This is a genomic window from Delftia sp. BGA-UO-ETr-SB1 (genome assembly GCF_059567865.1).
Map to the genome: position 1 here is coordinate 1,618,263 of NZ_JCAQOW010000005.1, position 12,801 is coordinate 1,631,063.

Below are 12,801 nucleotides of genomic sequence, written 5' to 3' on the forward strand. Positions count from 1 at the left end.
CGTGGCCGCCGTTCACTCCTTTTCAAGGACCGTTCCATGCAAGTGCGCTTTCCCAATCCCTTCGGCCTGGCCCTGCCCGACGCCCAGGTGGTGCGCGAATACCAGGCCGCGCAAGGCTTCTCCGACGCCTACGCGCAGTTCCTGATCACGCAGAACGGCCTGGACTTCGACCGGCTCGAAGCGGCGCCCGATCGCGAGGACTACCTGCAGGCCGATGACGAGACCGGCGACAACCACGCCTGGCTGCGCACCCTGCACCACTTCCGCGCAGGCTCGGAACACTGCGACGTGGAGGACCACCAGCGCGAGAACCTGTTTGCCGCGCACTTCATGGTCATTGGCCATGACCCCGGCGGCAACCCCTTCGTGGAAGTGCTGCACGGCGCCTTCAAGGGCCGCATCGGCAGCCTGGACCATGAGCTGTTTGCAGGCTGCGAGGACCTGGAGCAGTTCCTCGAAGAAATGGAACTGAGCGGCTTTGCCGCCGCCAGCGTGGACGAACAGACCGACATGCTTTGCGACGAAGACCAGGGCCTGATCTGGTTCCACGCCAGCAGCATGGACAGCTTCTTGCAGCAATGCGTGTTCTGCGACGAGGACGGCTCGGGCTTCGTGGTGGACGAGCCGGGGCTGGACGAGGATTGAGCCACGGGGAGCGGACGGGTGCTGCCCGGCGCTACCAACTCGAAATAGCGCGGCAGCCAGCATGCACACATCGATGGTCAACTGATTGAGTAGCAGTTCGCTGATCTGAGCCTCAATAGCACCCGGCGCCTTCCACCAAAGCCATCAGCATCGCTGCGACTTGGTCTTGACCCAACTGAACTCTGCTGGGCGGCCGTACTCTTGGTCCAAGGTCTGCACGCAGACTCTCACTTCGTGCCGCGCCTGTCTTCAGGCATCACCAAAGAACCCCCATCGACCGAGCCGCAGAACAAGGCATGGACGCTGGAATGCGGGTCTCTTGGCAGGACCGCAGCAACAGCACAGTTGACGGCCACGACCTGCGCTTCGTATACCAACCGATGCAACGGTGGAAGTCCATCTTCACTCGAAAGACCTTTGCTTGCCGCCGGACTCAAAGGATCAATAAAACCAGCAGATCAATATGTATTTAATTGAAACAACAACCAGATCATGAGCAGCTATAGCTCCACCCACAGCATATCGCCGCGGATTGCAATGAAGGGCCTCAACTCCTGTATGCCAGAATGCCGGACACCAACCGGGAAACTCTCAGGCAGGACTTATATGGCGACTCAAGCACCTCAAAAAATGGACTTTGAGCAATGGAAAGAAGGCATTACGAAAGCTGTCGGTGACCCAAAGTGGAACGCCTGGGACTGTGACATTCAAATGGCAGTCAACGAGTACAACCGCCATCTTTCCAGTACAGCAGGATACGTGTCCCTCGACTGGCAACTCATCAAGGCTATGCTATGGGTTGAAACTGGCGCCAATAACTCACAATGGAACTCCAAGCCCATGCAAATCGGTGTCACGGGAGATCCTGGGCTGTCATCATTTCTGTCGAATGACGAAGGCAGCGACCTGATTCTGCCGCCCGCCTGGAAGGGCCGTCTGACCACGGGATCTGTTCGCTCCATACCCACGCACAATATTCATGCAGGTATTGGCTATCTGCTCATGCGCATGGCCAATTTCGAGTTCCAGACTGTGCCTGCTTCAGATCCGAAGATGTACGAAGTCACAGTCAAACGCGGTGACAGCCTGGAAAAGATTGCAAAGGCACAGGGCAGCACCCCAGAGACACTCAAGAGACTCAACCCCAAAGCGGCCACGCTACAGCCGGGGCAGGTTTTGAGGTACCAGAAGGCGTCCGTCCAGCGCGTCATTACAGGCTGGCGCTCCATTTCCGCCAACATGGTGGCGCAACGCTACAACGGCGGCGGCGATCCCAACTACGCACGTAAACTCAACCACACCCTATCGCTGGTTCGCAGCGCAAAGGCGGTCGCATGCGCACAATAAAGCTGACAACCCTGGCACTCGCAGCCTGCATTCCTCTGTGGAGCGTCGCCACGGAAATCATTTCTCAACCCGATGAGCGCGCCTTGCGCGAGGAATGCAGTGCCCACTCCCAGGCCGGAATGCGAGACTGCCTGGCGCGCAGGCTCGCAGACAGCCACAAGGCCTTGAAGCAGGCCGAGGAACAGGCAGCCAGCGCGCTGGGGCAATGGGATGAGGATGCCAAATATGCCGCCCAGGCCAAGGCCAGGCTGTCCGCCTCCGGCAAGGAATTCACGCAGTACCGCGATGCCCAATGCAGCTGGCTTGCTTCTCTGGCTGGCGGCGCAGCCGGCAACGCGACGGAGATCAGGCGCCTGTCCTGTGCTGCAGCACTGAACTTCGGGCGGGCCGCGCAGCTGCGCGATGCCACATCCGAGCTGCCGTTGAAATAGCACGGAGCGCCCGATGCGGGCGCGCCTGAGGTGCGTGTCAGCGGAACTTCACAGGCTGCACCCCCCGGTGCTTGGGCCTGACCACCACAGTGCCCGCAATCTTGTCGTGCCAGCCCTGCTTGCGCGGGTCAAAGGCCACCCAGATCAGCCCCAGGCACAGCGGGATGATGGACACGAAGTAGGCCAGGTAGCGAATGATGGCCTGCCGTGTGCTCATGTCCGCGCCGGTCTGCGCGTCCACGATCCTGGCGGCGATGAGCATCTTGCCCGGCGTGGCCTGTTTCTTGATCCAGAAGATGACGACGGCAATGGCAGGCAGCACCCAGGTGATGACGAAATCGGCCGGGCCGTGCAGCAGTTTTTCGGACTCCAGGTACTCCCAGCCATAGATGGAGATCAGGGCCGGAAGCATGAGCACGAGCAGGATCACGGTGTCGATCAGCGCGGCGCCGGTGCGGGCCCAGAAGCCCACGTATTCGAGATCGTCATCCTGCATGGTGCGCCCTGGTTGGCATATGAGGCTGCCAGTGTGCCACCTCGGTGCCCCGCCAGAAATGCCGCGCAAGGCCAGGGCCTGCGCGGCAGGGTTGCGGCGGCCTATCGGTCGAACTATCGATCGAATACCGCCTGCAGGTCCTTCTGCCCCGTCACGCCGGACTGCAGCGCCAGCATCAGCAGGATCCGCGCCTTGGGTGCGCGCAGATCGTCGGCCATGACGGCGCCGGCCTCGAACGAGGTCTTGCCGCCGCCTTCGAAGCCGTAGCTGGGCATGACGCGGCCGTTGTGCACGCGCGTGCTGACGACCACGGGCACGTTCTTGCCGATGGCGTACTTGGCGGCATCGAGCATGGCGACGTTCATGTTGCCCATGCCCAGGGCGTCGATGACGATGCCCTTGACGCCACGGTCCACCGCCTGGCGCACGGCCTGGCCGTTGGCGCCGCCGTACATGGGGAAGATCTCCACCTCGGGCATGGTCTGCGCCTGGATGGGCAGGTGCTGGCGGCGCGCGGGGGCGGAGGCGAAGTTCACGCGGTCCGGGTAGACCTCGCCCAGAAAGCCGAACTCACCCGAGCGGAAGGTTTCCACGTTGGCCGTGTGTGTCTTGGTGACGTAGCGCGCGGCGTTGATCTGGTTGTTCATGGCCAGCATGGCGCCCTTGTCGCGCGCCTTGGGGTCCACGGCGATGCGCACGGCGTTGAGCAGGTTGCGCGGGCCGTCGAAGTCGGACACCGAGGCATTGCGCTGCGCGCCTATGAGCACGACGGGCTTGGACGACTGCACGGTCAGGTCCAGCCAGAAGGCGGTTTCCTCCAGCGTGTCCGTGCCGTGCGAGACGATGGCGCCGGCCACCTCATGGCGGGCTAGCGCGGCCTGTACGGCCTGGGTGAGCTGCACCCAGCGGGCCGGGTCCATGTAGTCGGAGGGCACGTTGGACAGGTTGTTGACCTGGATGCGCGCGTACTTGCCCACGTCGGGCACGGTGGCCAGCAGGTCATCGCCCGAGATCGCGGGCACGGGCGCGTTCTTGACCGGGTCGATCTTCATGGCGATGGTGCCGCCCGTGGCAATGAACTGGACCACGGGCTTTTCCTGGGCGGCGGCGCTGGTAGCAATCATGGGCAAGGTGCAGGCAGTGAGCAGGGCGAGGGCGGTGCGGCGGAAGGCTTTCACGGGTGTTGTCTCCTTGTTGTGATGTCAAGGAGCATGCTAACCATGGCGTGCGGCCGGCCCGCGCTGCCGGCCCTGCGTGAAACCCCGATGGACAGGCGCGATCAGCGCGCATCAACGCATCAAAGCGCCAGCGCGGCCTCGATGTCCGTGGACAGCTTGGCCGGCGCATCCTGGGGCGCATAGCGGCGGATGACCTGGCCGTCGCGGCCAACGAGGAATTTGGTGAAGTTCCACTTGATGGCCTTGGTGCCGAGCACGCCCGGCGCCTCGGCCGTGAGCCAGCGGTACAGCGGGTGGGCGTTGGCGCCGTTGACGTCGATCTTGCCCATGAGCGGAAAGCGCACGCCAAAGTTCAGGTCGCAGAAGCTGGCGATTTCCGATTCGCTGCCCTTTTCCTGGGAACCGAACTGGTTGCAGGGAAAGCCCAGCACCACCAGGCCGCGCCCGCCGTACTGCTCATGCAGCGCCTGCAGGCCCGCGTACTGCGGCGTGAAGCCGCAGGCGCTGGCGGTGTTGACGATGAGCAGCACCTTGCCGCGGTAGTCCGACAGGGGGACGGCCTGGCCCGTGATGGAGGTGGCCTCGAAGTCGTAGGCCGAGCGGGGCGCGGCGGCGGTGTCGTTCATGCGGGTGCTCCTGGAGTGGAGCGCCCATGGTAGCGCCGGGATACCCAGGGACACCCGGGGGCGCGCTGGCCGGGCATGGGGATGCGGACTTGTCTCACAGACAGCAGGCGGCCAAAAACTTACCTTGGAAGGCAACAGGCGGGCACATCGGCCCGCCTGGTCCCGTTTCGCTGGCAGGTGTTTACAAGCCGCATAGGCGCATGCCTGCCGTAGTTTCCGTCCCACGATGAAGAGACCACGTATGAATCCCAACAGCACCCCCACGAAGCAAGCCAAATCCAACGCCGGCAACGGCCACCTGGCGCTGGACCCCAAGGCCCTGGAGGCCGCCAAGCACAGCCTGGACGATGGCGCCGTGACCCCGCACTTCGGGCCCTGGCGCGAGGACATCATCAAGCTGCTCAATGACTCGCTGGCCACCGAGCTGGTGTGCGTGATGCGCTACAAGCGCCACCACTTCACGGCCGTGGGCCTGGCTTCGCCCGCCATTGCCGACGAGTTCCTGGTCCATGCCAACGAGGAAATGGCCCACGCCGACAAGCTGGCCCAGCGCATCGTGCAGTTGGGCGGCGAGCCCGACTTCAATCCCCAGACGCTGACCCAGCGCAGCCATGCCGACTACAACGGCGAGATGGACCTGAAGGCCATGATCCGCACCAACCTGATCGCCGAGCGCGTGGCCATTGAGGCTTACAGCCAGATGATCGACCTGATCGGCGACAAGGACCCGACCACGCGCCGGCTGATCGAATCCATCCTGGAGCAGGAGCAGGAGCATGCGGACGAGCTGTCCGACTGGCTGGAGAAATAAGCACTTCCCGCCAGTACCCGCCAGCCCGACAATACCGGGGCTTGGCCCATAGGCAAGGCACCCCGCGCGAGCGGGGTGCCGTTTTTTTGGGCATTCTCTCGGCTTCGCGGAATGGTCCCGCCCTATCGGCCCTGATGTCCTGTCATCAGGGCCGTCTTGCAATATGCGCTTTTCTTTCAATGACTTGAAGCTGCCCGACGCTGTGCTCGCAGCCTGGCAAAGGCTGCTGGCCAGCCGCATCGGCCAGCGCGTGGCGGCCCTGCCCTGGTGGCACCGCTGGCCCACGCGGCGCGAATGGCTGCTGTTCGCCGCCGCGCTGCCGCTGCTGTTCGCGCTGTATGTGCTGGCCCTGATCCCGTTCACGCCCGGCATCCGCGACATACGCAAGGCCAAGCTGGAGCAGCCCGCCCAGATCATGAGCGCGGATGGCAAGCAGCTCGCGCAGTTCAAGCGCAGCAACCGGCAGTGGGTGAAGCTCGACGAAATGTCGCCCTCGGTGATCAAGGCGCTGATCGCCACGGAGGACCACCGCTTCTACGAGCACCACGGCATGGACTGGCGGCGCACGCTGGGCTCGGTGGTGCACACGCTGCGCGGCGATCCGCAGGGCGGCTCCACCCTCACCCAGCAGCTCGCACGCAATCTGTACCCGACCGAGATCGGCCGCGCGCCCACGCTCAACCGCAAGCTCAAGGAGGCGATCACGGCCTTCAAGATCGAGGCGCTCTACACCAAGGACGAGATCCTCGAGACCTATCTGAACACCGTGCCCTTTCTCTACAACGCCTTCGGCATAGAGATGGCGGCGCGCACCTATTTCGACAAGCCGGCCGCGCGGCTGACGGTGCTGGAAAGCGCCACGCTGGTGGGCATGCTCAAGGGCACAAGCTACTACAACCCCGTGCTCAACCCCGACCGCGCGCTGTACCGCCGCAACACGGTGCTGTCGCAAATGGTCAAGCGCGGCGTGCTGCAGGAGGCCGAGTTCGCCCAGCTCAAGAAGCGCCCCATGCGCATCAACTTCGAGCGCCAGGAAGAGCCCCTGGGCATGGCGCCCCACTTCGCGCAGCAGCTGCGCAAATGGCTGATCGACTGGGCCGACCGCAACGACTACAACATCTACACCGACGGCCTGGTGGTGCACACCACCATCGACTCGCGCCTGCAGAACTGGGCCAACCAGGCCGTGGCGCGCCAGACGCGCACGCTGCAGGGCGTGGCCAACGGCGCCTGGAGCCAGCGCGACGGCTGGAATGCCGCCAACCCGCTGGTGCAACAGCTGGTGCGGGAGACCCCCGCCTGGCGCGCGGCGCGCAAACGCGCGGACGGCCAAGGCAAGGACAAGGCAACGGACAAGGACAGCGAGGAAGACACCCTCAAGGCCCTGCTGGCCGACAAGGCCTTCATGAAGCAGCTGCGCGAGGACAAGACCCGAGTGCAGGCAGGCTTTGTGGCGCTGAACCCGGCCACCTCCGAAGTGCTGGCATGGGTGGGCAGCCGCGACTTCACGCAGGATGCCTACGACCATGTGCAGCAGGCACGGCGACAACCCGGATCGACCTTCAAGCCCTTTGTCTATGGCGCCGCGCTGCAGCAGGGCGCCACCCCCGACGACAAGCGCGTGGACGGCCCCGTGGAAATCAAGCTGCCCGGCGGCGAAGTCTGGCGCCCCACCGACGCCACGCCACCCACGGGCCGCGAGATGACGCTGCGCGACGCCCTGGCCTACTCCAAGAACACCATCACCGCCGAAGTCATGCAATCCGTGGGCCCCGCCCGCGTGGCGCGCCTGGCGCGCGCCCTGGGCGTGCGCCAGAGCCCGCTGGACGAAGTACCCGCCCTGGCCCTGGGCAGCAGCCCGGTGTCGCTGCTGGAAATGGTCAACGCCTATGCCAGCCTGGCCCACGGTGGCCGCTGGCTGCCGCCCATGATGGTCACGCGCATCGAGGACGCAGAGGGCAAAGTCATTGCCGAATTCAGCCCGCCCAAGCCCGAGCGCGCGCTGGACGAAGACCACGCCTACGCCCTGGTGGACATGCTGCGCGCCGTGGTGGACAAAGGCACGGCCGTGGCCGTGCGCCAGCGCTACGGCATCCACGCAGACGTGGCCGGCAAGACCGGCACCACCCAGGGCAATGCCGACGGCTGGTTCATCCTCATGCACCCGGAAATCGTCACCGGCGCCTGGGCCGGCTTCAACGACCCGCGCATCACCCTGCGCAGCGACCGCTGGGGCCAGGGCTCGCGCAGCGCCCTGCCCATGGTGGGAGACTTCATGTCCCGCGCCCTGCGCAGCCCCGTCATCGACGCCAAGGCCCGCTTCGCGCCGCCCGAACAAAGCCACTGGTGGTCCGACATGGTCGTCCGCCTGCGCGAACGCATGCAGGACTGGTGGCCTGACCAGCCGCCGCCCGCCCAGCCCGGCCAACCCACCACCCCGGAGCCAGCACCGGCCCCTGAACCCGCACCCGAGCCCACGGACCCACCCGGCCCGGGCCTGTCGCCCGGCGAGGAAATCATAGAAAGCACCCCCGCCCTGCCCGCTCCCAGCATCCCCCTCACCCAGGGCACGCTGGGCCCCACGGACCAGCGCGCAGTGCAGGAAGCCACCCCCGCCACGCCAGCCCTGCCCGGCGGCGAAGACGCCCCCGCAGGCACCGGCGTGGTGATCACGCCGATCCAGCCCTGACCCTGCTGGCTGCTGGCTGCTGGCTGTTGGCTGTTGGCTGTCCTTCAGCCTCCCCCTTCTGCCCACGCCTGCGTTGGGCGGGATGCGGGGTGGCAGCCCTGCCGAAGGACTGGGCTGCTTCGTCATCTGACTCGCCGTGATGTTTGAGTGAAGCGCGCAGCGCGCAACGAGTTTCACGGCGCACCCCACATCCCGCCCAACGCAGGTCGCCCGTAGCGAAGCGAAGGGTCGTGGGCAGTGCGGGGCGCGCTTCTTTGCTTCCTTTCTTATCGCGCGATAAGAAAGGGAGTCGGCCGCCGGGCCGAAACCCGGCTCCTGCCCGCCGCAAAGGCAAGCAGCAAAAATCAGTCCAGAAGATCAGCCCAGATCAGGCAAGAAAACAAGTCACCGCGAAGTCCGCGTATGACTCACATTGGCATCCACAGTCCCAAACACCGTCACCCCACTGCCACTGGACGCCTGGCTCCCCGAAACATCCCCAGGCACCCCGCCCGCGCAACCAGCCAGCCCCACACTCAGGGCCACCAGCACCATCGCGGCCAGCCCACGCATGCCGTACTTCATCGCAATCTCCTTCATCTCCGGCGCAACCGACCGGCACAGCCCATGTTAGCCGCGCCAACCCGCCGCCCCGTGAGCGAAGGTAATCACCCTTCCAGGTAAAGCGCAGCCAGCCGCTCGCGTGCCGCACTGTCGATGCCCAGCGCATCCCGCAGATACCCCTGCATTCCACCGAAGTCGGCCCGCACCATGTCGGTGGCCGCCGCCAGGTAGGACGCCTGCACGCGCCACAGCACATCCATCACCTCGGCCGGCATGGGGGCGAAGGTGGTGGCGGGGCGCTGGTAGAGCTGGTTGGTCAGCAGGTAGTCCTGCATCACGGTGTCCTCGTCCACGCCCAGCGCGGTGAGCAGCAGGGCGGCGGCCCAGCCCGTGCGGTCCTTGCCGGCCGTGCAGTGGAAGACCAGCGGGTCCTGGCTGTCCAGCAGCAGTTGGAACAGCTGTGCAAAGCGTGGCGCGTAGTCGTGCACGAAGCTGCGGTAGGTGTCCTGCATCAGCTCCTCGGCATGGGCGGCCGTGAGGTCGTTGCCTGCAGCGATCAGGGCACTGGCGCGCTGCACCACGGTGGGCTCGACGATGAGCGCATGGCGGGCAATGCCCGGCCATTCGTAGGCCAGGTGGGCGCTTTCCATCTTGCCCCGGAAGTCCGCGCTGCGCGCGAGCTTCAGGCCCTGCAGCACGTCCAGGTCCGCTGCGCTGAGGCCGGCCAAGTGGTCGGCACGGAACAGCGTGCGCCAGCGCACGCGCCGGCCATCCAGGCCCGTGTAGCCACCAAGGTCTCGGAAGTTGGAGGCGCCGTCCAGGCGGATGGAGCGCGAGGGCGCCAGGGAGGAAGCAGCGGCGGCAGCCGCTGCCGGGGTGAGCATTTCGGTATCCATGCCCGCTAGATTAGCCCAAGCATGTGTTGCCCCCATGTCAGGCCGGCGACCCGCTGGTGTAGAGCTCAAACACTGCCCTCAAAACTGGCGCGCCCCAAAGCCAGGGACACCGAGGAAGGGCAGCCCCGCACCGAGGGCGTCGTCCCCCTCCCTCGCGGAGCGAGTAAAGAGGGGGAAGGCGCGTAAGCGCCTCAGGGGGTGAGATGTTTCCCCACGATGCCAGCCAGCTCGAACATGTTTACGCTGTCCTTGCCGAAGACGGGGCGCAGCTTGTCGTCGGCGCGGATGACGCGCTTGTCCTTGGGGTCCTGCAGGTTCTGGGCCTTGACGTATTCCCACAGCTTCTTGACCACTTCGGTACGCGCCACCGTGCCTTCGCCGATGACGGCGGCCAGGGCCGCGCTGGGCTGCAGCGTGCCGGCGGCCGGCTTGCGCGCAGTCTTGGTGGCCGTCTTTGCCGTGGTCTTGGCCGCGGCCTTCTTGGCCGGCGCCTTCTTGGCCGGCGCGCTCTTGGCGGCCGCCGTCTTGCGCGGCGGGTACTTGCTGTCGCGCTGCTCGAACTCGAAGTTCACCTTGCCGGCCGCACCATCCCAGACCAGGAAGGCCTTGAAGCTGCGGCGCGTGCGGTTGGAGACGAACTTGTCCAGCAGGTCGGTCTTGCCGGTCTGCAGCAGCTTTTGCATCTGCTCGCGCTCTATGGGCTGCTGCAGGATGATCTGGCCGCTCTTGAAGTCGCAGCTGGGTGTGGCCTGGGCCAGCGTGGGCACAGCCTTGGCGCAGACGTAGTTGCTGCCGTGTTCGAAGACCGGCGCGCCGCACTTGGGGCAGGGGCCCAGCGATTGCTGGCTGGCAAAGTCCACCAGCTCGCCCGTGTCTTCGGAGGCGGCGTCGTCGCCAAAGTCGAACTCGAGCTTGTAGTTGCCGCCTTCCTCATCGTGCACGATGGTGACCTCGGCCACGAAGGGCCAGCCTGCCTTGGAGCGAAAGCCGTCCAGCGGGCCCAGGCGGCGGTCGCGCAGCAATTGCTCGGCCTCGGCCGTCTCGAAGGTGCGACCTGCAGGCGACTTGGTGAACGAGAAGCCGCAGCCCGCGCCCTGTCCGTCGCTGCCCGTGCAGCCGTAGCGGCGGTAGTTCTCCTTGACCACGCCGCCGCAGTTGGGGCAAGGCGTGGACAGGGTGGCGTAGTCACCGGGCACGGTGTCTCGGTCGTATTCCTTGGCCTTCTTGACCAGCTTTTCCGTCATGGACTGGATCTGCTGCATGAAGGCATCGCGCGAGAGCTGGCCCTTTTCCATCTGCGCCAGCTTGTACTCCCATTCGCCGGTGAGGTCGGCGCGCGAGAGTTCTTCCACGCCCAGGCCGCGCAGCAGGGTCATGAGCTGGAAGGCCTTGGCCGTGGGAATCAGCTCGCGGCCTTCGCGCAGCATGTACTTTTCGGTCAGCAGGCCTTCGATGATGGCCGCGCGCGTGGCAGGCGTGCCCAGGCCTTTTTCCTGCATGGCCTCGCGCAGCTCGTCGTCCTCGACCTGCTTGCCGGCGCTTTCCATGGCGCCCAGCAGCGTGGCTTCGGAGTAGCGCGCGGGCGGCTTGGTCTTGAGGCCCTTGGGATCGACCTGGCCGGCGCGCGGCTGCTCGCCGGGCTGCACCGCGACCAGGGGCTGGCCCTTGTCGCCGTCCTTGCCACCTTCGACCTCGTTGGCGGCCTCCTTGCCGTAGATGGCCAGCCAACCGGGCTTGACCAGGATCTTGCCCTCGGTCTTGAAGCTGTGCTGCTCGACCTTGCTGATGCGCGTGGTCACCTGGTGCTCGGCGCTGGGGAAGAACACGGCCATGAAGCGGCGCACGACGAGGTCATACAGCTTTTGCTCGGCCTCGGACAGGCCGCTGGGCGCCTGCGTGGTCGGGATGATGGCAAAGTGATCCGACACCTTGCTGTTGTCGAAGATGCGCTTGGTCGGGCGCACGTAGTTCTCGTCCAGCGCCTGCTGGGCAAAGGGCGCCAGGTGGCGCATGCCGCTGCCGGCCAGCATGGCGAAGGTCTGGTGCGCCACGGGCACGTAGTCCTCGGGCAGGGCACGCGAGTCGGTACGCGGGTAGGTCAGGGCCTTGTGGCGCTCGTACAGGCTTTGCGCCAGCGACAGCGTGGTCTTGGCCGAGAAGCCGAACTTGCCGTTGGCCTCGCGCTGCAGGCTGGTCAGGTCGAACAGCAGCGGGCTGGCCTGGGACGTGGGCTTGGACTCCTCGGTGACCTGGGCCGGCTTGCCGCGCACGGCGTCGGCAATGGCCTGGGCGTCGCGCTGGTTCCAGATGCGGTCGGCGCGGGCTTCCGCATCCTCGCTCTTCTTCCATTGGGGATCGAACCACTTGCCCAGGTACTGGCCGGCCTGCGCATCGAAGGCGGCATGCACTTCCCAGTAGTCGCGGCTCACGAACTTGCGGATCTTTTCCTCGCGCTCCACCACCAGGGACAGCGTGGGCGTCTGCACGCGGCCCACGGTGGTCAGGAAGAAGCCGCCATCGCGCGAATTGAAGGCCGTCATGGCGCGCGTGCCGTTGATGCCCACCAGCCAGTCGGCCTCGGAGCGGCTGCGCGCTGCGCTGGCCAGGCCCAGCATCTGCGCGTCACTGCGCAGGTTCTGGAAGCCGTCGCGGATGGCCTGCGGCGTCATGGACTGCAGCCACAGGCGCTTGACCGGCTTGCCCAGGCCCTTGCCGTCGGGCTTGGCGCCTGCGGCGTACTGCTCGATCAGGCGGAAGATCAGCTCACCCTCGCGGCCCGCGTCGCAGGCGTTGATGAGTTCGGTGACATCCTTGCGCTTGGCCAGCTTGACCACGGCATTGAGCCGGCTCTTGGTCTTGTCCACGGGCTTGAGGTCGAAATACGGCGGAATCACCGGCAGGTTGGCAAAACTCCATTTGCCGCGCTTGACGTCGAACTCCTCGGGCGCCTGGATTTCCACCAGGTGGCCCACGGCGCTGGTCACGACGTAGTGCTCGCTCTCGAAGTATTCATCGTGCTTGTCGAATTTGCCCGCCACCGGAGTCAACGCGCGGACGATGTCCTGCGCGACCGAAGGCTTCTCAGCAATCACCAGGGTCTTTGTCATTGTGTGTACTCGTCATTCCCCGCAGGACCTGC

General features: G+C 65.6%; 10 protein-coding genes. 5 read left to right on the forward strand and 5 right to left on the reverse strand.

The window, feature by feature from the left end; genetic code table 11:
- The first annotated feature begins 36 nt into the window (after window positions 1–36).
- The 3 genes from AC57B5_RS17515 to AC57B5_RS17525 all read left to right on the forward strand — a co-directional run bounded on the left by AC57B5_RS17515 (window position 37) and on the right by AC57B5_RS17525 (window position 2,423).
- Window positions 37–645 (forward strand): hypothetical protein, encoded by a 609-nt coding sequence (locus AC57B5_RS17515; RefSeq protein WP_496400004.1) that lies wholly within the window; start codon window positions 37–39, stop codon window positions 643–645.
- Between the two features lie 606 nt (window positions 646–1,251).
- Window positions 1,252–1,992, forward strand: a complete 741-nt coding sequence (locus tag AC57B5_RS17520) for a LysM peptidoglycan-binding domain-containing protein (protein ID WP_047326375.1) — start codon at window positions 1,252–1,254, stop codon at window positions 1,990–1,992.
- Window positions 1,980–2,423, forward strand: a complete 444-nt coding sequence (locus tag AC57B5_RS17525; protein ID WP_496400005.1) for a lysozyme inhibitor LprI family protein — start codon at window positions 1,980–1,982, stop codon at window positions 2,421–2,423. The genes AC57B5_RS17520 and AC57B5_RS17525 overlap by 13 nt, the downstream gene beginning before the upstream one ends.
- A gap of 37 nt (window positions 2,424–2,460) precedes the next feature.
- Here the strand turns inward: AC57B5_RS17525 and AC57B5_RS17530 are convergent, their stop codons facing one another.
- From AC57B5_RS17530 to AC57B5_RS17540, 3 genes are all read right to left on the reverse strand, one after another.
- A complete protein-coding gene (locus tag AC57B5_RS17530) occupies window positions 2,461–2,919 on the reverse strand; it encodes an RDD family protein (RefSeq protein ID WP_013804563.1) in 459 nt (152 codons plus the stop codon).
- A 113-nt stretch (window positions 2,920–3,032) separates the two neighbouring features.
- Window positions 3,033–4,097: an asparaginase gene (locus tag AC57B5_RS17535; RefSeq protein WP_496400006.1), complete on the reverse strand. Its 1,065-nt coding sequence runs from the start codon at window positions 4,095–4,097 to the stop codon at window positions 3,033–3,035.
- Window positions 4,098–4,216: 119 nt separating this feature from the next.
- The gene (locus AC57B5_RS17540; RefSeq protein WP_180318300.1) at window positions 4,217–4,723 is read right to left on the reverse strand and encodes a glutathione peroxidase; all 507 of its coding nucleotides are present in this window, start codon (window positions 4,721–4,723) and stop codon (window positions 4,217–4,219) included.
- A gap of 241 nt (window positions 4,724–4,964) precedes the next feature.
- Here AC57B5_RS17540 and AC57B5_RS17545 point away from each other — a divergent pair, with 241 nt between their 5' ends.
- Complete coding sequence (locus tag AC57B5_RS17545; RefSeq protein ID WP_013804567.1) at window positions 4,965–5,534, forward strand: ferritin-like domain-containing protein; 570 nt, start codon at window positions 4,965–4,967, stop codon at window positions 5,532–5,534.
- Window positions 5,535–5,697: 163 nt separating this feature from the next.
- The gene (locus tag AC57B5_RS17550; protein ID WP_496400007.1) at window positions 5,698–8,223 is read left to right on the forward strand and encodes a penicillin-binding protein 1A; all 2,526 of its coding nucleotides are present in this window, start codon (window positions 5,698–5,700) and stop codon (window positions 8,221–8,223) included.
- A 647-nt stretch (window positions 8,224–8,870) separates the two neighbouring features.
- On the opposite strand, the gene AC57B5_RS17555 is transcribed toward AC57B5_RS17550, so the two are convergent.
- Together AC57B5_RS17555 and AC57B5_RS17560 are read right to left on the reverse strand one after the other, a co-directional pair.
- Window positions 8,871–9,650 carry a tyrosine-protein phosphatase gene (locus tag AC57B5_RS17555; RefSeq protein WP_013804569.1) on the reverse strand — a complete coding sequence of 260 codons (780 nt, stop codon included), beginning with the start codon at window positions 9,648–9,650 and terminating at the stop codon, window positions 8,871–8,873.
- A gap of 203 nt (window positions 9,651–9,853) precedes the next feature.
- The gene (locus AC57B5_RS17560) at window positions 9,854–12,769 is read right to left on the reverse strand and encodes a DNA topoisomerase III (protein WP_445608473.1); all 2,916 of its coding nucleotides are present in this window, start codon (window positions 12,767–12,769) and stop codon (window positions 9,854–9,856) included.
- Window positions 12,770–12,801: the final 32 nt, after the last annotated feature.

Bases quoted from the DNA above. Each gene is read 5' to 3' on its own strand.
- AC57B5_RS17555 (WP_013804569.1), bottom strand. From the start codon at position 9,650: ATGCTCACCCCGGCAGCGGCTGCCGCCGCTGCTTCCTCCCTGGCGCCC.
- AC57B5_RS17515 (WP_496400004.1), top strand. From the start codon at position 37: ATGCAAGTGCGCTTTCCCAATCCCTTCGGCCTGGCCCTGCCCGACGCC.
- AC57B5_RS17545 (WP_013804567.1), top strand. From the start codon at position 4,965: ATGAATCCCAACAGCACCCCCACGAAGCAAGCCAAATCCAACGCCGGC.
- AC57B5_RS17520 (WP_047326375.1), top strand. From the start codon at position 1,252: ATGGCGACTCAAGCACCTCAAAAAATGGACTTTGAGCAATGGAAAGAA.
- AC57B5_RS17540 (WP_180318300.1), bottom strand. From the start codon at position 4,723: ATGAACGACACCGCCGCCGCGCCCCGCTCGGCCTACGACTTCGAGGCC.
- AC57B5_RS17530 (WP_013804563.1), bottom strand. From the start codon at position 2,919: ATGCAGGATGACGATCTCGAATACGTGGGCTTCTGGGCCCGCACCGGC.
- AC57B5_RS17525 (WP_496400005.1), top strand. From the start codon at position 1,980: ATGCGCACAATAAAGCTGACAACCCTGGCACTCGCAGCCTGCATTCCT.
- AC57B5_RS17560 (WP_445608473.1), bottom strand. From the start codon at position 12,769: ATGACAAAGACCCTGGTGATTGCTGAGAAGCCTTCGGTCGCGCAGGAC.
- AC57B5_RS17550 (WP_496400007.1), top strand. From the start codon at position 5,698: ATGCGCTTTTCTTTCAATGACTTGAAGCTGCCCGACGCTGTGCTCGCA.